Source organism: Acidaminococcus intestini DSM 21505 (assembly GCF_000425045.1).
Lineage (GTDB): Bacteria > Bacillota > Negativicutes > Acidaminococcales > Acidaminococcaceae > Acidaminococcus > Acidaminococcus intestini.
On the sequence record NZ_AULA01000002.1, the window covers coordinates 24915 to 43936 of the forward strand.

Sequence of the window (19022 nt, forward strand, 5' to 3'; positions counted from 1 at the left end):
ATTTGGACAATTTGTGACAAAAAGAAAACTGCAGGGAGGGATGATCCCTTACAGTTCTTTTTTGAAATAGACGGTCACATGCTTTTTCCCAGCAAGCTGTTTTTCTCCCACTTCCGTAAAGCCAAGGTGCCGGTACATCGCCGCAAGCCAAGGATGACTCTTGGCCGTACCAAGGGTCACGGCGGGTGCATGAAGCAGCTTGGTCAAGATTTCTATTTCTACATAATGAAGGAGTTTAGTGGCGTTTCCTTGATGCGCCTCATCGGGATCCGTAATGAAGTGTCCAATATGGGGCACACCAAAGGGGCCAGGATGGTGCCCCCAAGGCATCCGCAGGGAAATGGCACTCACGAGCTTATGGTCCACAAAAAGACCAAAGGTCGGCTCTTCCTGGAGCCATTGTATGGCCTCTTCCCGCGTTTCATCCATGGCGTCAAAAGAAAGTGGATATGGCCGGTCAGTTGCGTAGCTTCGATGGAGGACGTCAAAATAAGCATCTCCATCGTCTTTAGTCAAGAGGCGGTATTCAACCACAAGGCAGCCTCCTTTTTGGGGTCCATTTCATCGCAGGAAAGGCATTGCGGAGCCAGGAACCGGCTAAGGAACTGACGGGTCCTTTTCTCCTTCGGATGGACGAGGACTTCCTGGGCACTCCCCCGCTCCACAATATAGCCATTTTCCATAAAGACAACTTGATCGGCCACTTCCCTGGCAAAGGCAATCTCGTGAGTCACAATAATCATGGTAATCTTTAATTTTGAGGCAATCTCTCGGATCACAGACAACACTTCTCCCACGATTTCAGGGTCCAGGGCGCTCGTTGGTTCATCAAACAAGATGACCTTAGGATTCATGGCAAGGGCCCGGGCAATGCCAACGCGCTGCTGCTGACCGCCTGAAAGCTGGATGGGATAGGCATTCAGATATTCTGCCATGCCGACCTGCTGCAGGCAGGCAATGGCTTTTTCACGGGCTTCCTTTTTGGCCATTTTCTGGACCGTCACAAGCCCTTCCATCACATTTTGAAGAACGGTCATATTGGAAAAAAGATTGTAAAGCTGAAAAACCATGGCCGTATTGCGGCGGACATGAAGGATTTCCTTTTTGCTGGCGCGTTTCATATCAATGATGGGTTCCTCATCAAGCTGAAGCGTCCCTTTATCAGCGGGTCCCAAAAAATTAATGGTTCTCAAAAAGGTCGTTTTCCCACTCCCAGAAGGGCCTATGATGACTGTCACACTGCCCGTTGGCACCTCAAGGCTGACATCTTTTAGGACCGGGCGTTTCCCATAGCTTTTTTCAACGTGCTCAATGCGGATCATGCTAGATTCCCCTTTCTAAACCGATTGCTTCTAACTTCCATCTTCCCAAAAATAAATTCAAATCCGACGCCCATAAGCCAATAAAGGATTGCTACTGCCATATAGGCTTCAAAGTAGCGCATACTGTCTTCGCTGAACAATTTGGCTGCACCAAAAAGCTCAACTACGGTAATGACAAAGACGATACTTGTACTTTTCATAGTCGAAAGAAACTGATTGGCAAACATGGGCAGGGCCACCGTTACTGCTTGAGGGAAGATGACCCGAAAAAAAGCCTGAAGTCCTGTCATTCCAATGGATTTGGCGGCTTCTTTCTGACCTTCCGGTACTGCTTCATAGGCAGCTCGAAAAATCTCCGTTAAATACGCCCCGGTATGGAGGGTGAGCCCCACGACAGCTACTTGGAGGGCTGTTACTTTTTCCACGGGAAAATGAAATACGCCTTCTTGGTCCATGGCCATAACAAAAATGGGCAGTCCATAATAGACAAGATAGAGCAGGACCATATTCGGCAAGCTACGGCAGATGAGGACATAAAGGGCGGCCAGTTCCTTAAAAAGAGGGACTCTGCGGATTTCAAGAAAAGCGCAGAAAAGGGCCCAGAAAGTGCCTAGACAAACACTGCTGACAGTCAGTCCCAAAGTCACCTTGAGATAGGGAAAAATGTAGACGAGGCCTGAGACAATATAGGATGGATCAAAAAAAGCTGTACTATTCATATTCTCCTCCTATCACGGTCAAGGTGTCTTCTGAAATCCGAAAATGATGTTCAAGGGCCCGTCCCAATAAGGTAAGGGCAAAGATCATCGCCCCATAAAGGATGGCGACATCCACGTATAGTTCCAGATACCGCTGGGAATTTCCGCCCATGAGTTCAGCTTGGCGCATAACATCAACAATGCCTACATTAAAGATCAAGGCCGTGCCTTTAAGGGTGCTGATGACCTCATTCACAAGAGGCGGGATGGAAAGCACAAAAGCCTGAGGAAGGACGATGCGCCGATAAATCTGGGCATCGGTCATTCCTAAACTGGCAGCGGCCTCTTTTTCTCCCGGCTGGATGGCCGCTAAGCTCCCACGCAGGATTTCCGCCCCATAGCCAGCAACGTGGAGTGCAAAGATCACCAAAACAAAGAGCAAGGGCGGCAGGTCCGACACATCCACGCCTGCACCTGAAAGAAGCTGGGGAACACCAAAATAGACAACAAAGAGTTGGACGATAAAGGGAGTACTGCGGATAAAGGAAATAAAGATTCGATAGCCCCCACTTACTATGCGCGATCCCTGATCCTTCCATACGGCCAGAAGGGCTGCCAAAATAAGTCCTGGGACAACGGATAGGAGCGTCACAAAGAGCGTTACGGAAAGGTAGCCGGCCAGTTTGGGCAGCGAGGCAAGCATATAGGCTGAACTGAAATAACTTCCTATTTTTGTTTCACTCCTTTCCTTGGTTCTTTATTTTGGCTGGACGGTGTAGTCCTTGCCAAGGTACTGTTCGGAGAGCTTTTTCAAGGTTCCGTCTGCCTGCATTTCTTTTAGCACCTTATCAATCTTTTGGATGACGGATTCAAACTTAGGATCCTTACGGAACATGAAATAGGTCGGAACAGACTGGAAGACGGGGCCAACAGAAACAACAGGGAGATTCTTGTCCTTTCGGGCCGCAGCCACGACATATTCATATTCTCCTGCGGCATCTGCCCGTCCTGTTGCAACAAGATTCAGGTTTTCCGCAGATCCCTTATCACTGTAAATGGCCTCAATGGCATTGCCATTTTTCTTATTGAGATCGTTGATGAGATCGCGGAACTCAGAATTTGCCGTAAGGGCAACCTTCTTTCCCTTGAGGTCGTCGAGACTCTTGATGTCCGTACAGCCTTCTTTGACAACAAGTTTCCGAGCCGTGTAGTTATTGGGCACATTCGTATAAAGGTACTTTCCTTCGCGAGCCGGATTGCGCCGCATTTGGTTGGCGATGGCATCAACTTGTTTGGAGTTCATGGCAACAATGGCAGCATCGACGGCCATTGCCTTGAATTCAAAATGCAGACTCGGATCACGGCGTTCCACTTCCTTAAGGATTTCCACATCATAACCGGTGAGGTTTCCCTTATCGTCCGTATAGGTGAACGGTTTCGCCGTTCCACGGGTGGCCACCACAATCTTTTGAGCCTCTTTATGGGGGACATTCCCTTCTTTTTTATCATTTCCGCAGCCGGCCAAGGCAACGACAGCAGCGACAACGGTCAAAACAGCCGTCCATTTTTTCACGCGGTTTATCTTCATCATACTTCCTCCCCTGATTCTACACTTAGGAGCGGCCAAAGTGACTCCATGGTCCCCTTGGGCCAATTCCTCGTTTGTTCCATAACTTTTCCGGCCCAGTTTTCATCCTTCGAAAGGGCCAATTTTTCAAATAGGTCTTCCTCTGTAAAGGGTCGATTGGGCGACCCTGGCGGTGCGGATTCCTCTGCCGTGATGACCTTTCCCGATCTTGTCTGGACTGTTACAACAATCCTGCGCACACTTTTGGGGACACGCGGCAAATCACGGCTCCGCTGCATTCTGGGTAAGGCTTTTGTAAAGCTTTCCGGGACCTTTTCCAGATCAAAGAATCGGTCTTCTACGCACCCTTGGGTCAGAACCTGATAAGCGACGTATTCCATGGAAAACTTCCCTTCCACTCCTGTTAGAGGCGCCTCATAGCGAAGGGCTTTATCTGCGCCAGGCGGAAAATGAAAAACAATTTTTTGAAGGTCATCGAGCCGAATACCCTGCTGCCATAGCTTCTTACAAGCAGCTTCCCCACCAATGGCGGCACTGCAGTAAGGATGGGTCTTCATCCATAACCCGGGATCGAGGATCTGCCCTTTATTGAGCCAGTTAGACTCAAAAAATTCAGCACTACCCGTTGGTGCTGAAAAGGTTTTCAGCCATCCCGTTTGGGAATTGAAGGGTGTTTCCCTAGCGGACAGCCCGACAGCGGTTACAAGGTCAAAGGCAAAGACCGCGTTTCTTGCAGCAAAGCCTGAATGAAGGGGTTTTCCATCACTGCCGGCCTGCATCCCCAGACCGCCGGACTGACTGCCGCAGAGGGATAAGAGCTGCGCCGTTTTAGACTCGTCAAGTTGGGCCCATTTAGCTAGGGCGCAGGCGCCGCCCAAAGGGCCCAAGGTTCCTGTGGAATGCCACCCCTGCCATTTATGTTCGGGATTGACAAGACTTCCCAATAGGCCTTCCAATTCAGCGCCCACAACATAGGCGGTCAAGAAGTCTTTGACTGACTGCCGCGACGCCATAACAGAAAGGAGGACGGAAAAAAGAACGGTACTGAAATGACCGGCAATATTTGATTGGGCATCATCAAGGTCAAGATAATGGGAAGCAAACCCGTTATAAAAGGCAGCAAAAATGGGGTAGCTGGTTCCCTTCTGTCCCACCATAAGACCCTTACCGGCAAACCCCTGGGCCCAGTGTGCCGCCGCCTTGACTTTCTGCCTCCCTACCGCCCGATAAAGGGAAGCGAGGTAGTCCAAGAACGCTCTTCTTGCTTCCAGCAAAAGATCGTCCCGATGGGTCAGATCTGTTTCCTTGATGAGCCGGACAATGGTTCCCGTAATGTCATCCATGGTTTCCACCCCTGCCGCTTTTATTTAGCGAATTTTGCCGCCCGGTCATTAGGCTCTTCCCAAATTGACATATCCGGGCCTTTAGGCACAATGCGCGGAAAATCTTCAAAAGGCGTGTGATCTACATAATAAAAACGCTTGCGCATGGAGTCAAAATCCGTATTCTTTCCAAAGGCCGGATGGGAATAAAGATCCTTTGCATAATTCCAAAGATTGGGATAATCCACGAGCCGTTTTTTGTTCACATAATATTTTTGATAGAACACAAGATCGAAACGGGCAAGGGTCACATAAAGCCGAATATCCGGATCGGTGATGGTATCGCCAAATAGGTAGCGCCGTGAACTAAGACGTTTTTCCAGCCAGTCCAGACGGTCAAAGACTTTATTGTAGTAGAATTCATAATCCTTCTGGCTGGTAACAAGGGCTGCCAGGTTGACTGCAAGATTGACGTCAGCATAGATGATGTCATTGAGGGCATCAATATCATCATGCAGGGCTTCTGGATAAAGATCCGGTGCGTCAGGACGGAAGTATTTTTTCCAGGCCGTTTCCAGCTCCGTCGTAAGGTCGTGGTAGTCATTATTGACAACAGCGCCCGTTGTGACATCAACAATGGCAGGAACGGTGCTGCGCTGATCATAATGAGGATTGCCTTTTCGATAGCATTCCCCCAGGGAATGAACCTTCAAAACAGGGTCAACGCCGTCGGGATCAAGGGTGAAGAACCAATCACCAACAACACCGGCAGGACGCAGGGGATCGACAACCCCCTTGGAAATCACTTGATCAAGACCTAACAGATCGATGGCAATGGCAATCCTATGAGCCCACGGACAATGGCGGGACCAAATGAGACGATACCGTCCCGCTTCCACAGGAAGGAAACCCGGTCCTTCACCAAAGGGCGTCGTAAACTGCGGTTCCTCGTCGTCAGCATATTTTTGGCGACGATTGAAGTTGGAATGGTCCTGTCCATCATATTCCTTTTGAACCGTATGGGCCCGGGGATTACTGGAATGAAACTCGGAAAAATCAATGGGGCATGGGTTCATGGCTTTTTTTACCGTAACCTTTTTCCATTCTGCTGCGATTTCAGGATCTTTTGCAAAACTCATCTTATCCGCTCCTTTAATTCCTATATATTTTCTATGTTTTTGGTTATGCCCTATATCATAGCACTTTAGTCTAATTTGTCAATCAATTTTTTTCATAAACTATATTCTTATTATTAATAATCTTAATGATATGATTATAAAGCCGTTTATTGGGATGGCTTGAGATAAACCGTGTTTCTATGCGCTTTATCGCACAAAAAAAGCTTTTCGCATCAGCCAATCAAACTGCCTCTGCGAAAAGCCAACAAATAAAGCATTGATTTCTTATCCTACTGAAAAACTAGTAATTTGTAAGATCCATCTCATGAAAAATCTCCCCGTCAAGGGTTTTCCACGTGACTTTGCTGCCCTTTATGACGAGGTAGCTATGGGGCGAATTCTCTTTGGGTAAGGTCACGGACCCAGGATTGAGAACCCAGTGATCTGTCCCAAAGGGCGTCCAATTAGGCACATGGGTATGGCCATGGAGCAGGATATCACCTGGGCCCAAGGGCGGCAAGGCACTCAGGTTATAATGATGGCCATGGGTCACAAAATAGGTCCGTTCCCCTACCATCATGAGGGCATAATCCGCCATGATAGGGAAAGCAAGGACCATTTGATCAACTTCACTGTCGCAATTGCCCCGTACAGCCGATATGGGGCAAGGCGCGTTCGTAAGTAGCGCAATGACTTCCTTAGGGGCATAGCCTTTGGGAAGATCATTGCGGGCCCCATGGTATAGCAGGTCCCCCAACAGAAGCATTCGTTCCGCCTTTTCCCGTGCGGCTGCTGCCATGAGTTTTTTCGTGTAAAAACCCGAACCATGAAGGTCAGACGCTACGATAATCTTCTTCATCCTTCTTCCTCCTCCAGATAATAACGGATCTCGTCGAGGCAGCGAGGAAAGAGCACAATTTCTTCATAGTCAGAAACGATGAATTCCTGCCGGCCCATGCGCTGACACATGGATTCCAAAGGATCATAATAGCCGCTTACATTGTAGATGAGGCAGGGCGCGGTGCACTTTTTGAGGCGTCTTAGGCTCATGATTTCAGAGATCTCTTCCAAGGTTCCTGGCCCGCCGGGAAGGGCAATGAAGGCTTCGCCCAGGTCGATCATCCGTCTTTTGCGATCTTCCATGGTTTTCACCGTATAAAGCTTTGTGAGCCGGTCATGGACCTTATCCGGGGTCTTCAAAAATTCCGGGATGACCCCAATGACGGGACCTCCCTCGGCAAGCACCGCGTCCGCTACGGCACCCATAAGGCCAATCTTGCCACCTCCATAGATGAGGGTATGGCCATTTGTGCCAATCCAGTGTCCCAGTTCTTTGGCTTTTTCTTGGTAAATGGGATCCGCACCAAACTGGGATCCACAGTAGACGGTGATATTCATAGAAAACTCCTTTGGATAATTGAGGAAAAGGACCCACTCCGCAAGGGGCGTGGATCCAAAGTAATCAGAGAATGCTTAGTTCTGAGTTAAGAAGGTCGGTGACGAACATGTGACCAGGAGCATGCGTAATCATAAACTCAGGTTTTACGGCCATGGCGACGGCTTGAGGCGTTACGCCGCAGGCCCAGAATACAGGAATTTCCCCAGGACCAATGGTGCTTGGTTCCCCAAAATCAGGATGATTGATGTCCTTGATCCCGATGGCGGCAGGGTCCCCCATATGAATGGGAGCGCCATGGACGTTGGGCATACGGCTTGTGACCTGGACGGCACGGATGGCGTCCTTCATCTTCATAGGGCGCATAGAAACAACAGTTGGTCCATGGAAGACGCCGGCGGGGATGCATTCGCGGTTCGTAATATACATGGGAACGTTGTGCCCTTCCGTGATGTGGCGTACTTCAAGGCCCGCGTCAAGGAGCGGTCCTTCAAAGGAAAAGCTGCAGCCGAGAAGAAAGGCGACAAGGTCATCACGCCAATATTGTTCAAGGGTGGCCACTTCTTCTGCCATCTCGCCGTGACGATAGATGCGGTATTTGGGAATGTCATAGCGCAGGTCGGCACCGGGCGCGGCAAGGCGCGGCTCGGGGTTTCCCACTTCCGTTACATCAAGGATGGGGCAAGGTTTGGGATTGCGTGTTGCAAAAAGGAGAAAATCAAAGGCCAGGTCCTTGGGCAAAATGACGAGGTTTGCTTGAGCGTAGCCATTGCAAACGCCAGAAGTCTGACCTGTAAAGCGGCCGGAACGAACAAGCTCACGAAAAGCGGTCGGTTTCATGGTACTGCAGTCCATTGTCATGCCTCCTTTTGCCGTCTAAGCGGCATCCTTGTAAAATATACTTATGCTCCTTTCACTATACCCTATCTTGATGGCTTTGTGAACTCTTTTTTCAGCGGCAAAGGCCGCCGCCCGTAGGCAGCGGCCTTCATTTCAGGAAATGAGTGCGTTCCACTGACGGGCAGGACCCGTCATGCCAGATTTTTTTGAGGAAAAGGAACCTGTTGCTAGAAAGACCATAACGAGGTCCCAGGTACGAAACATCTTTTCTTCTGCCATTTTAATCATGAAGAATCCCTCCCTTTCAGATTGGTTCAAATGAGCTGGGAAGATCAGTTTCCCTTCAAGAAACGGATTTTGATTATTCCTTTCTTGAATGTTTTTCATTATACGCTCCTTTTCGTTCACGTAAAGGCCTTCACAAATCCTTCACAATTTCAATTTGCAAGTTCATTTATATTGTAATTAATTTTACTTAATCTCGAAAAACTTATCACATTTCACCAATTTCTTGAGTTTATTTTCATTTAACCGTTCTATTTTATCAGTAAAAATCCACACGAGATAGGATTTCCTTTTCTCATGTGGAGGGCAATATTTTTTAGGATCTGTATTTTTCTGAACAACAAGCATCCTCAGGCAACGGTCATGGTCACATCCCCTTTGCGTCTTTGAAGGCGCCCCATCTTGTGATAGAGGTAGAACCAGTAGCTTGAAAGGACGGTAAGAAGGATAACCCAGGAAATGGGCCAAGACAAATAAACAAGGGAAACAGGGCAGTTCGGGGCGCCGAGGTAGGCAATCCAGCCCAGGCGGAAGACGCAGGTCGCAAAAAGGTTCACGACCATGGGAGCAACGGAAATCCCGAAGCCGCGGATACTGCCAACGAGGACGTCTGCAATGCCAAAAACAAAATAAGGGGCGGTCACCCACAAAAGCCGTTCTACACCATAAGCGATGACATCAGGGTTGCTGTTAAAAAGGCCAATCATTTCCGGTGCCCAGAGCCGCGCGGCAATGGCCTCCATGATGCCTACACAGGTCACAAGGCTGACACAGATTGTAACAACCCGTTTCACGCGCTCCCATTTACCGGCGCCCAGGTTTTGTCCCACAAAGGTCATGCTCGCCTGATGGAAGGCATTCATGAGGATATACATGACGTTTTCAATGTTGGCCGCGGCGCCGCAAGCTGCTACGACCAGACTGCCATAAGTATTGATAGCGCCTTGGATGACGACGTTGGAAAGACTGAAAAGACAGGCCTGGATGCCCGCAGGAACACCGATACGGCAAAGGTCATAAAGGGCGTTGCGATGGATGGCAAGGCGCCGAACGTCAAAACGCCAGGGCCCTGTTTCCTTGCTAAGGCAGCGAAGGACCAAGAAGGCACTGAGGGCCTCACTAATGATGGTCGCAAGAGCTACACCGGCCACATCAAGCTTCAGGAAAATGACAAAGATGAGGTTCAGCACCACATTCGTCACGCCACTAATGATGAGGAAGAAAAGCGGCCGCTCCGTATCACCAATGGCGCGCAGCGCTGCCGTCCCATAGTTATAGGCCATGAGAAAGAGGGTTCCTGAAAAATAGATACGCATATAAAGGAGCGCTTTATCATAGACATCCGGCGGTGTACTCATCCAGTGCAAGACGTAAGGAATGAAGATGATGGCAACGCTCCCCATGATAAGACCGCCTACAAGGGCAACGGTCATCGCCGTATGAAGGGCATGGGAAATTTCCCGGTACTTATCTCCGGCGCCAACATAGTTGGCAATGAGGACATTGACGCCAACGGAAATCCCAACCAGCATGTTGATGAAGAGAAAGATGGTTGATGTCGAACTGCCAACGGCAGCAAGGCTGCTATAGCCCGCAAACTGACCGACCACAATGACATCGGCCGCGTTAAAGGCAACCTGCAGAAGGCTTGTCAGCATGACGGGCACACTGAAAAGAAGAATTTTCCCAAGCAGAGGTCCGTGCGTCATATCAAGATTGCGTCTTTTTCTCACAGCCATGTTCCTCCAAGCTTCCATGATTTCCTTATTCTACCATATTGTGTGATTTATTTGTAAACAATTTATGGGGTAAATTGGGCGAAAAGTCGGGTGATGGAGCCTAAGCGGTTAACTAAGGCGCTGCTAGGGCAGCTTGGCTAAAGCGGGCGATATGAAATGAAAGATGACCCTTGGCTAAGACGATTCGCCTGGCTTAGGAGGCTAGGAGGCTGAAAATCGGAGGGGAAAAGACCGTAAGACGTGCATCGAACCTAAAGAAAAAAAATATAAAGAAAGCCTCAAACCGAATCAAGACACGAATTCGGTTTGAGACCTTCTTGTTGGACCAGCAATATTTTTATTTTTAATTAACCTAAAGATGTTTTACAGCATGAAATTAGGAAGCAATTTCTTCTTATTAGCTCTATCTGGTTCTATCTTTTTCCTTAGAGACGGCATATGCTGTTCTTCCTTACCAGGGTGGGAGACCATGAAAGGGTTCATGAATTGAACCCCTTCATGGAGCGATTTTGGTAAGACGTCTACACACGAGAAGGAGCAAGGGGCATTTTTCGATGATTCAAGGCTGTCCGTAGGCACAAGCTCTGCTGGCCAGGCAGACCGCAAAACCGTGTTATCGAAAAATATATTCGGCGCCCTCTCTTGAAGAGGGATGGTTTGGCGCCGTGCGTTGGGCCTTTCAGCTAGTTATCACAGGCAGCTTTAGCCTTCCTGCTTGCAGGTTTAGGCGTCTGCATCAATCCCCTATCACTTTCATTTCTTAACGGTCAAGGTATGGCCGTTTTTATGGATGGTGCCGTGATTGACAAGCTGCGTCACAACGGAGTCTTCTGTCAGGTCCCACACGGCGCCTTTTTCAACGGTCACAGAAAGGGTGCCGTCCGCTTTTGACGCCGCACGATTTTCTTCAATTTGGGTCGAACCCGTAAAAGTGCTTCCCGCCCCCAAAGTGAGGTCCAGTTTGGAAATGGTATCGGTCACAATGCGGCCGGAAAGAGTCTGGTCCTTGGTCGTAATGACAGCATCTCCTCCATTGACACCAGCTTTCCCCCAGCCCCTCGAGGCGCTGTTACCCGAGACACGGATAAGGGCTTTTTGGGCCTCCTCCTGCTTAATGTCCACATGGTCCAGGAAAATACGGCATTTCGTGTTGGTTACATAAATGACATCGCCTTTATGAACCATAAGGGATCCCCCGACCATGGAAAAAGTACTCTTGCCTTCTTCCGCATCGCCGCTCATGGATTGATAGATCATGATTCCCTGCGTATTTTCTTCTTGGATTGTTTTAGGGCCCATCAGGCGCGATTCATCCATGGCGCCTTCCAAACTGCAGTCCGTAAGGGAAATACTATTTTTGCCTTCAATAACGGCCCCTTCAGAATGGGCCGCACGCAAAGCCGCTCCTGTTACGGCAATATCTGCTGTGGAGTAGATGGCCGGGGATCCATGTCCCTTGGTCTCAAACGTGCCGCCAGTAACGCGGACCGTTCCGCCCCCTCGGTCGGAACGAATGGCCGCAGCGGAATCTCCCTCTGTCAAGACCTTTACGTCAACGGCCTTCATGCTGGCTCCGCCTGTTGTCTGAAGACCGCCGGAATTGCGTCCTGTCGTATGGATGGTGACATTTTGTGCCGATACTTTCGTACCTTTGCCGTAGCTAAAAAGGGCGTTGCCATTGGGTGCGTTTGACGTAATGGCTGTATCTTCCACAGTAAGCGCTGCCCCATCCGTTGCCAAAACAGCTGCATTCATGCCGTAGAAGTCGCCGCCTTCCGTAGAAGACGAAGTGCCGCCCAATTTTTCGATTTTGCTGCTTTTTAGCGTGACTGTGGCACCTTTGACGCGCAGGGCATTTTCATTGCTCCCTGTGGAGGTATAGGTCTTTTCCGTAAGGGTTTGCGCCTTAGTTACGGTCACCTTCGCAGTTCCCTGCATCACCGTTTGCGGTGGATTGAAGCCGCCCATTCCCCCTTGCGGCGGCATTCCTTGCGGGGGCATTCCATCCGGCGGAGGACTAGGCGGCAGTGGCTGTGAAGAGGCACTGGAAACACGCAGGTCCGTACTTGCCGCTTCACACGCAGCATAAAAAGATGTCCCTAGGGGACTCATAAGAAGGGCCGCCAATACGGCCGCTGTCATTTTTTTCATGGCAATCACCTCGGATTCTATCATAAGGGAATGAAGTGAAGGCGGGATGAAGAACCTTTTTTAGTCAGAGCAAAAATCGCTCTGATTTGTTGAACATACGTGAACCCTTTGCTATAGGACATATTGATCTGAGGCAAGGGGCTCATGGCCTATCGTACAATGGGCCATCTCACGTTTGGGGACAGTTGGTGCCTGGGTGCTTTTCCTCCTAACCACGTGTCGTCACTTCCAGCGCCCAGCTTATCAGGCAAGAGGCTTTTTCAGCCTATGGACCTATACGCAGCCAGCAGCGTTGTCGCCCACAACCTCAATCTCCTCGCTATACACAAACCGTATGCCGTCGTCGATGAAGCCGGGTGCTCTTAGCCGCTGACCACGTCTATGCCCTATTTAAAAAAAGCAAATGGAAATAAAAAATCGTGAGGAAAAAAGCGCAGTCTACGTAACATAAATCACGCCGAGTTAATACAGGGTAGCAAGCGGTCCAGCTGTCACGAGCCTACGGCTCTAGCTATCAAGCTAAAACTTAATTCGCCCTCAAACATGTTCATCGTCATTCCGCTTCGCTCCAAAAGCATCCTTCGAAACTCCGGGCGAATCTGCCTTGTTCCCGCTCGCAAGGAAACGTCGGGCAAAAACCAGTCTCATCATCCACCACCATAAAGGAGGTCATGTCATGATCCCACTTGATGGTTCCCCGCCTTGGTAAGGCGGATTGATGCTGCGCACCGAGCGCTAAGGCAAAACACGTAGGAAAAATGACCAAATGCCGCAATAACTTTTATCGTGCACGTCCCTTGTTAGCACAAAAGAAAATCGTACCGCGATTGTGAAACAATTCCTACGTGTTTTCTGTACTTTTTTAAGAACCCCATGTGCCACCTCTTCCCATTTTTCCAAAAAAAAGCCGTGAAAAAATGAACAAATCATTTTTCACAGCCTCTCCCCATCCCTTATTCTCCAAGGGAACGTCCCATGTCATAGGCTTTTTTTAGGGCCGGGTGACCTTTAATGTCGCCGACACGCGTTACGCCGCCCGCAAAGACGGTGCCTGTAAGGTGCGCTTTGGGAAAGCATTCAATCCAGCCTTCCAGACTTGTGATGGATCTTGACGGCGTCTTTGCTCCCTCTTCCGCAGCGCTTGTAAGAAAATAAATGTCACGGAACTTGTAATCTGACGCAAATAACGGATTGGCCCGGTCAAGAAGGGTCTTTAGCTGACCTGTCAGGCCATAGTAGTAGACAGGAGAAGCAAAGACAATCACATCACTTGCTTTCATTTCTGCCGTAATGGCTTCCGCATCATCATGAAGGATGCAGTGCCGCGTTTCCTGACAGGAAAGACAGCCTTGGCAAAATGCCAGTTGCTTTCCGGCAAGGCTCACTTTTTCCACCTGATATCCCGCTTCTTCCGCGCCTTTTTGAAAGGCATCACAAAGCGTTTCAGAATTTCCCCCTTTGCGAAGGGAACTTGAAATGATGAGGACTTTTTTCGTCATAAGGGCATGCTTCCTTTCTTCTTTTCTTTCAGTATAACGAGAAAGGGACATCCCTTCCAATACTTATGATGTAGGGAATTCCATGCGTAAAAGCTATGATATTTTTTATCAGAACCAAAATCGCTCCGATTCGACGAAAAATGCACGAAAAAGCTCATGCTGCTAAAGCCATAAAGGCACTGCTTTGATGCCGTGAAGCTGGGATGCTGTGAGGCTAAAAGACCAGAAGGGAAAACACCGTAAGGCCCTAACGACAGTGTGAAAGCTGTGTTATCAGGAGTATGTTCTGCAAGACGACATCCAAAAGGAGCCGATAAGAATCACTTCTTATCGGCCCCGTGCCTTTTGCTATTTCTTATTTAAAGGTTGCGTCGGCATAAGCCTTCAGTTCGTCCCTAAAGGCTGGATGAGCGACGGAAATCATGGCATAGGCCCTTTCTTTCAAGGTAAGGCCTGTGAGATGGGCCACGCCGTATTCGGTAGCGACATTTTGGATGAGGCCGCGCGGTGCGGAAATGGTACTTCCGGCAGGAATGGAAGCAAGAATATTGGAATGAAGCTGCCCTTTCTTATCTTTGCGGGCCGAATTGATGCAAATATAACCCGCCCCGCCCGGAGAAAGGAAAGCCCCTTCGAGAAAGTCCAGCTGGCCGCCCGTACCGGAAAGCTGGCGGGTTCCGACAGATTCAGCATTTTCCTGTCCCATGAGGTCAAGCTGGACACCGCCATTGATACTAATGAAGTTTGACAGTTTTTCCATGTTGCGCGGGTTGTGGATATAGTCCACATCGGCAGGATAGAAAAGATCCGGGCGATCGTTCAGCCACTGATAAAGTTCCGCACTGCCGCTTGCAAGGTTCCATGCGGCAAGACCGGTATTGATTTCCTTCCTGCGACCCGTCAGTTTCCCGGCTTGATAGAGCATCAGGAAGGCATCGCTGATGGTTCCCGTATGGCAGCCCAGATCTTCCTTATCGGATTTTGCGAGCATCTCGGCAATGGTAAAGGGAACCGTTCCCACACCAAGGGACAAGGTGGCGCCATTTGGGATTTCATTGACGACATATTCAGCAATCTTGATGTCCGCTTCCGACGGTGTACGGTACTTGTTGGCAGCAAGCGGTGCGTGTTCCCCTTCGACGATGAGATCAGCGTCGTCAAGGCTCACGCGGTGAGAACCATCCACACCCTGAAGAGTCGGCATGTGTTCATTGACTTCAAATATGACGGTCCGGGCTTTTTTCATGATGGTCTTCCAGGCATAGCTGGCAAGACCCAATCCGCAGCAGCCATTTTCATCAGGCTTGGAGACCGGAATGCAGGCGACGTCAACGGTTAGGTATTCACGGTACATCTGCGGCAAAAGGCGAAGCAACATGGGAGCAAAATGGATCTGTCCAGCCGAGAAGTACTTGCGTTCCGCGTTTCCCAAATGCCAGCTGTAGTAATCAAAGCTTTCGTGGTCCGGGTCGCATTCAACGACGGCAATGGATGGCCGGTAGACAAGACCGCCGCGGATCTTGACATCCGTTACGGCCCCCTTTCTTTTAGCAAGGGCGGCATCCATCAGTTCCGGGAAGCCGGAGCCAAAACCAAAATCAACCCAGTCGCCGCTTTTAATGGCTTCTGCCGCTTTGTCAGCGGTCACAACTTTACTGCGATATTTTTCAAGCATAACGATACTCCTTTCAGGAACTGAATTTACCTTCTTTCATGGATCCATTCAGGATGCCAACGGTCTTCGGCGCTCCGCGTCTTTTGAGGGTGCCCCAAAGCAAAAAGGGCAAAGGCCTCTTCCTTAACAGGAAGGCCAAGGAGTTTTTTTACGGCAAGGGCTCGCTCGCGTCTTGGATAAACGCCCATCAATGTTCCGCCAAGCCCCAGTTCTGCGGTCTTGAGCCAGAGGTTTTCCGCGGCACAGGAGGCATCGATGGGAGCAAATTCAGAAACGATGCAGTCAGTCACATAGGTGATGACAATAAGGACCGGGGCCTTTGCGCCAAATGCCGCGTAGGGGCTGGTATCACAAAGCGCCTGTTGAAGCTTTTGTCATAAATGACGTAAAACCGCCAAGGCTGCTGGTTGCACGCCGAAGGCGCCAGCATGGCGGCGCGAAGAAGTGCCATCACCTGACTTTTGGCCACAGGTTCGTCCGTAAATGCCCGGACACTGGTCCGACTCTCAAAAATGTCCATCAAGGTCTCCTTTTTGCTTTTCCCAGATACGCCGCAACTCTAGACAGCATGCTGCCTAGAGTTGCGTGTAAAGAAGGGTTTCAGACGGTCCAAGGATAAGAGGGGGATGGCTTAGACCGTCAGATGGAAGGAAAAACCTGCAATATCACCATCAAGGTAGATAAAGGTAATCTTTCCTTCTTCATTTCTTCGAATGGTATTTTCTTTGAAGGTGATGCCTTTAGAGGCGAGGTCTTTCATGGCCGCCTCAACATCATCGGTCTGGAGAGCAATGTGCCCGTGCGTTCCGATCTGGTTATGCTTCATCACTTCAAAAGCCGTGGAAACAAAGGTATGGGTATCGTTTTCGTGGCCGGTTTCCATGTTGAAGAGATGGCACAAAAGACTGACAAGCTTTTTGGCCTCGGCCTCATTTTCACAATTGATGCCAACATGTTTCAGTCGATAGGTTACTGCCATGGTGGGCATTCCTCCTCATTTGAGCATAGTCATTGGGCCTTGTCATGACAAGGTACTCCCCTATTGTACCATAGGCCGTAAGGAAAGTCCCTGATCAAAATCAATCATGGGTATGGAGGATGGCTCCTTTATCCGCAGAAGATACAAGGGCTGAGTATTTCTTAAGGAGCGGAGACGTTGCCTTCACAACAGGGGTAAAGTGTTTACGCCGCGCGGCCAGTTCCTCGTCAGAAAGATCCACAGTCAGTGAGCGGTTCGGGATATCGATGTGAATGATATCGCCGTCTTCAATAAGGCCAATGGGACCGCCAGCGGCCGCTTCCGGAGAAATATGACCAATGCAGGGCCCACGGGTCGACCCGGAAAAACGCCCGTCTGTAATAAGGGCCGTGCTTTCATCCATGCCGCGTCCCACAAGAAGGGCCGTGACAAGGAACATTTCCCGCATGCCAGGGCCGCCTTTCGGGCCTTCATAGCGCAGGACAATGACTTCGCCAGCATGGATTTCGCCGTTTTCAATGGCCGTAATGGAGTCTTCCATGCTGTTAAAGACGCGGGCCTTGCCCGTGAACTGGTGCATGGACGGTTTGACACCACTGGCCTTGACGACAGCGCCATCAGGAGCCAGGTTGCCATGGAGGATAGCAATGCCGCCCTGCTTGTTTTTCGGTGCCGACCGAGGATAAATGACATCATTTTCCACAAGGGGTTGGGCTTCCAGCACTTCCTTGATGGAGTGACCCGTGACCGTGATCTGGGAATCATCAATCTTATCCTGGATGGCCTTTAGGACGGCAGGAATACCGCCGTTATCATGGAGCACATCCACAGCATAGGCGCCGGACGGACGCAGGTTGCACAGATAGGGTACCTGCCGGCTGATCCGGTCAAAGTCATCAAGGGTGATGTCCGCATGGGCTTCATGGGAAATGGCCATCAGATGCAGGACGGAGTTTGTAGAAGCGCCAAGGGCCATGACAGCCTTGATGCCATTGAGGAAAGCTTCTTTGGTAAGGATCTTATCCGTGGAAAGGCCTTCTTTAACCATCTTTACGATGCGTTTGCCGCTGGCACGGGCAAGGCGCCGTTTTTCCGACGCGACAGCCGGGCAAGTACCCATAAAGGGCAGGGTGAGGCCCAGGACTTCGGCCAAGGCACTCATGGTATTGGCCGTCCCGAACATGGAGCAGGAACCCACCGTCGGAAGCGATGCCATTTCCATCTTGCGAAGTTCATCATAGGTCATCTTGCCGACCTGATATTCACCGACAAATTCGCGCAGGTTGCTCAGGCAGATATTGGTCCTGCCATTGCATTTACCGGCAATCATAGGGCCGCCCGTTACGACAATAGCCGGGATGGACAAGCGGGCTGCCGCCATCATCATCCCCGGTACAATCTTGTCGCAGCTGGCGATGAGCACGACACCGTCAAGCTGGTTGCCTTCGACAACAGCTTCTACGGAGTCGGCAATGATCTCACGGCTCGGCAGGGAGTAGCGCATACCGCAGTGGCCTTGGCAGAGGCCATCGCAAAGGGCAATGGTGTCGAATTCGCGGGGAATCCCGCCGCCTTCAAGGATACCATCGCTTACATCCCGGGCCAGTTCACGGAGATGGATATGGCCAGGGACGAGTTCACTAAAGGAGTTAGCAATCCCAATCATGGGTTTGCGGAAATCATCTTCCTCGAGACCCATGCTGTAAAGCAGTGCCCGGTTTCCGCTGCGCCCCACTCCATTGACAAGGATACCGCTTCGCTCGTCCTTGTAACGCAATTCTTCTTTGTCACTCATGGGGAATCCCTCTTTCTAAGGAAAGGCGCATGCCCTTCCTCTTCCTTTTCTAATTGCTCGATCGCCGCTTGTTTGATCAGCGATTACAGTTCAAGGCCTCGCTTGAAGGCCTTTTGGTTCGATTCTACCACTTTCTTCTTGCCGCCGAAACGGTCTTCGATAGCTTTAAGGCAGCCTTCAGCACCCAAAAGTCCCGTCTTTTTGCTCATGGTTCCCAGGGCAACGAAATTGGCGCTTTGGATACTGCCAAGGGCAATGGCTTCACTGCGATACGGAAAACCGATATGTTCACCTTTGGCGCCCGCCTTTGGCGTAACTTCCTCGCTGTCATAAAAGACGATTGTGTCATCACGGAAAGCGTCAACATAACGGTCGTAGGCAACCTGGGCCAGGCAGAGGATGATATCCGGGGAAGCAACATTCGGATAGCCGATTTCCCCATCGCTTATGATGACATCCGTTTTCGTGAAGGTTCCGCGAGCTTCGGAACCATAGGACGCCGACATAGTTGCGTTCAGGTTTTCTTCATAAAGGGAAGCTGCAAGACCCATGACTTCGCCAACAGAAACAACCCCTTGTCCGCCGACACCACTCAAAACGATTTCTTTTTTCATC

Annotated in this window: 19 protein-coding genes and 1 pseudogene; all 20 read right to left on the minus strand. The window is 50.1% G+C overall.

Translation table 11 applies throughout. From position 1 onward, the window contains the following. Positions 1–48 precede the first annotated feature (48 nt). Positions 49–534, minus strand: a complete 486-nt coding sequence (locus H503_RS0101135; protein ID WP_009015202.1) for a GNAT family N-acetyltransferase — start codon at positions 532–534, stop codon at positions 49–51. Beyond that, positions 513–1322 (minus strand): amino acid ABC transporter ATP-binding protein, encoded by an 810-nt coding sequence (locus tag H503_RS0101140; protein ID WP_009015203.1) that lies wholly within the window; start codon positions 1320–1322, stop codon positions 513–515. The genes H503_RS0101135 and H503_RS0101140 overlap by 22 nt, the downstream gene beginning before the upstream one ends. After that, positions 1319–2041, minus strand: coding sequence for an amino acid ABC transporter permease (locus H503_RS0101145; RefSeq protein ID WP_009015204.1), 723 nt, complete (start codon positions 2039–2041; stop codon positions 1319–1321). Before H503_RS0101145 ends, H503_RS0101140 begins: the two co-directional genes overlap by 4 nt. Next, positions 2034–2723 carry an amino acid ABC transporter permease gene (locus tag H503_RS0101150; RefSeq protein ID WP_009015205.1) on the minus strand — a complete coding sequence of 230 codons (690 nt, stop codon included), beginning with the start codon at positions 2721–2723 and terminating at the stop codon, positions 2034–2036. Before H503_RS0101150 ends, H503_RS0101145 begins: the two co-directional genes overlap by 8 nt. 54 nt (positions 2724–2777) lie before the next feature. Beyond that, on the minus strand, positions 2778–3611 hold the full coding sequence (locus H503_RS0101155; protein WP_248604821.1) for a transporter substrate-binding domain-containing protein: 834 nt from the start codon (positions 3609–3611) through the stop codon (positions 2778–2780). After that, positions 3608–4951, minus strand: coding sequence for an MmgE/PrpD family protein (locus tag H503_RS0101160; protein WP_009015207.1), 1344 nt, complete (start codon positions 4949–4951; stop codon positions 3608–3610). Before H503_RS0101160 ends, H503_RS0101155 begins: the two co-directional genes overlap by 4 nt. Before the next feature lie 20 nt (positions 4952–4971). Further along, positions 4972–6069 (minus strand): glutathione S-transferase family protein, encoded by a 1098-nt coding sequence (locus H503_RS0101165; RefSeq protein WP_009015208.1) that lies wholly within the window; start codon positions 6067–6069, stop codon positions 4972–4974. A gap of 280 nt (positions 6070–6349) precedes the next feature. Next, positions 6350–6907, minus strand: a complete 558-nt coding sequence (gene yfcE, locus H503_RS0101170) for a phosphodiesterase (protein WP_009015209.1) — start codon at positions 6905–6907, stop codon at positions 6350–6352. Continuing rightward, complete coding sequence (locus H503_RS0101175) at positions 6904–7446, minus strand: LOG family protein (protein WP_009015210.1); 543 nt, start codon at positions 7444–7446, stop codon at positions 6904–6906. Before H503_RS0101175 ends, yfcE begins: the two co-directional genes overlap by 4 nt. Positions 7447–7510: 64 nt before the next feature. After that, positions 7511–8299 carry a putative hydro-lyase gene (locus H503_RS0101180; RefSeq protein WP_016459460.1) on the minus strand — a complete coding sequence of 263 codons (789 nt, stop codon included), beginning with the start codon at positions 8297–8299 and terminating at the stop codon, positions 7511–7513. Positions 8300–8437: 138 nt separating this feature from the next. Further along, positions 8438–8572 carry a hypothetical protein gene (locus H503_RS12785; RefSeq protein ID WP_021736494.1) on the minus strand — a complete coding sequence of 45 codons (135 nt, stop codon included), beginning with the start codon at positions 8570–8572 and terminating at the stop codon, positions 8438–8440. A gap of 347 nt (positions 8573–8919) precedes the next feature. After that, positions 8920–10308, minus strand: a complete 1389-nt coding sequence (locus tag H503_RS0101195) for an MATE family efflux transporter (RefSeq protein ID WP_071604132.1) — start codon at positions 10306–10308, stop codon at positions 8920–8922. 753 nt (positions 10309–11061) lie between these two features. Further along, positions 11062–12459 carry a hypothetical protein gene (locus H503_RS0101205; RefSeq protein WP_016459457.1) on the minus strand — a complete coding sequence of 466 codons (1398 nt, stop codon included), beginning with the start codon at positions 12457–12459 and terminating at the stop codon, positions 11062–11064. A gap of 953 nt (positions 12460–13412) precedes the next feature. Then, on the minus strand, positions 13413–13958 hold the full coding sequence (locus H503_RS0101210; protein ID WP_026385388.1) for a flavodoxin family protein: 546 nt from the start codon (positions 13956–13958) through the stop codon (positions 13413–13415). A gap of 355 nt (positions 13959–14313) precedes the next feature. Then, entirely contained in the window at positions 14314–15633 is a 1320-nt protein-coding gene (locus tag H503_RS0101215; protein ID WP_009015216.1) for an acetyl-CoA hydrolase/transferase family protein, read from the minus strand. Between the two features lie 26 nt (positions 15634–15659). Further along, positions 15660–15962, minus strand: a pseudogene (locus H503_RS0101220) (nitroreductase family protein); the annotation flags it as partial. Beyond that, the gene (locus tag H503_RS12915) at positions 15920–16153 is read right to left on the minus strand and encodes a nitroreductase family protein (protein ID WP_016459455.1); all 234 of its coding nucleotides are present in this window, start codon (positions 16151–16153) and stop codon (positions 15920–15922) included. The gene H503_RS12915 and the pseudogene H503_RS0101220, both read right to left, overlap by 43 nt. A 111-nt stretch (positions 16154–16264) precedes the next feature. Next, positions 16265–16612, minus strand: a complete 348-nt coding sequence (locus H503_RS0101230) for a VOC family protein (protein ID WP_016459454.1) — start codon at positions 16610–16612, stop codon at positions 16265–16267. A gap of 100 nt (positions 16613–16712) precedes the next feature. After that, positions 16713–18407: a dihydroxy-acid dehydratase gene (ilvD, locus tag H503_RS0101235; protein WP_014128704.1), complete on the minus strand. Its 1695-nt coding sequence runs from the start codon at positions 18405–18407 to the stop codon at positions 16713–16715. Positions 18408–18490: 83 nt separating this feature from the next. Further along, on the minus strand, positions 18491–19021 hold the full coding sequence (locus tag H503_RS0101240; protein ID WP_016459453.1) for a 2-oxoacid:acceptor oxidoreductase family protein: 531 nt from the start codon (positions 19019–19021) through the stop codon (positions 18491–18493). Between the last annotated feature and the right edge of the window lies 1 nt (position 19022).

Coding starts and splice junctions, on each gene's coding strand:
- H503_RS0101140 (WP_009015203.1), bottom strand. CDS start 1,322: ATGATCCGCATTGAGCACGTTGAAAAAAGCTATGGGAAACGCCCGGTC.
- H503_RS0101145 (WP_009015204.1), bottom strand. CDS start 2,041: ATGAATAGTACAGCTTTTTTTGATCCATCCTATATTGTCTCAGGCCTC.
- H503_RS0101150 (WP_009015205.1), bottom strand. CDS start 2,723: ATGCTTGCCTCGCTGCCCAAACTGGCCGGCTACCTTTCCGTAACGCTC.
- H503_RS0101155 (WP_248604821.1), bottom strand. CDS start 3,611: ATGATGAAGATAAACCGCGTGAAAAAATGGACGGCTGTTTTGACCGTT.
- H503_RS0101160 (WP_009015207.1), bottom strand. CDS start 4,951: ATGGATGACATTACGGGAACCATTGTCCGGCTCATCAAGGAAACAGAT.
- H503_RS0101165 (WP_009015208.1), bottom strand. CDS start 6,069: ATGAGTTTTGCAAAAGATCCTGAAATCGCAGCAGAATGGAAAAAGGTT.
- yfcE (WP_009015209.1), bottom strand. CDS start 6,907: ATGAAGAAGATTATCGTAGCGTCTGACCTTCATGGTTCGGGTTTTTAC.
- H503_RS0101175 (WP_009015210.1), bottom strand. CDS start 7,446: ATGAATATCACCGTCTACTGTGGATCCCAGTTTGGTGCGGATCCCATT.
- H503_RS0101180 (WP_016459460.1), bottom strand. CDS start 8,299: ATGGACTGCAGTACCATGAAACCGACCGCTTTTCGTGAGCTTGTTCGT.
- H503_RS12785 (WP_021736494.1), bottom strand. CDS start 8,572: ATGATTAAAATGGCAGAAGAAAAGATGTTTCGTACCTGGGACCTCGTT.
- H503_RS0101195 (WP_071604132.1), bottom strand. CDS start 10,308: ATGGCTGTGAGAAAAAGACGCAATCTTGATATGACGCACGGACCTCTG.
- H503_RS0101205 (WP_016459457.1), bottom strand. CDS start 12,459: ATGAAAAAAATGACAGCGGCCGTATTGGCGGCCCTTCTTATGAGTCCC.
- H503_RS0101210 (WP_026385388.1), bottom strand. CDS start 13,958: ATGACGAAAAAAGTCCTCATCATTTCAAGTTCCCTTCGCAAAGGGGGA.
- H503_RS0101215 (WP_009015216.1), bottom strand. CDS start 15,633: ATGCTTGAAAAATATCGCAGTAAAGTTGTGACCGCTGACAAAGCGGCA.
- H503_RS12915 (WP_016459455.1), bottom strand. CDS start 16,153: ATGGACATTTTTGAGAGTCGGACCAGTGTCCGGGCATTTACGGACGAA.
- H503_RS0101230 (WP_016459454.1), bottom strand. CDS start 16,612: ATGGCAGTAACCTATCGACTGAAACATGTTGGCATCAATTGTGAAAAT.
- ilvD (WP_014128704.1), bottom strand. CDS start 18,407: ATGAGTGACAAAGAAGAATTGCGTTACAAGGACGAGCGAAGCGGTATC.
- H503_RS0101240 (WP_016459453.1), bottom strand. CDS start 19,021: ATGAAAAAAGAAATCGTTTTGAGTGGTGTCGGCGGACAAGGGGTTGTT.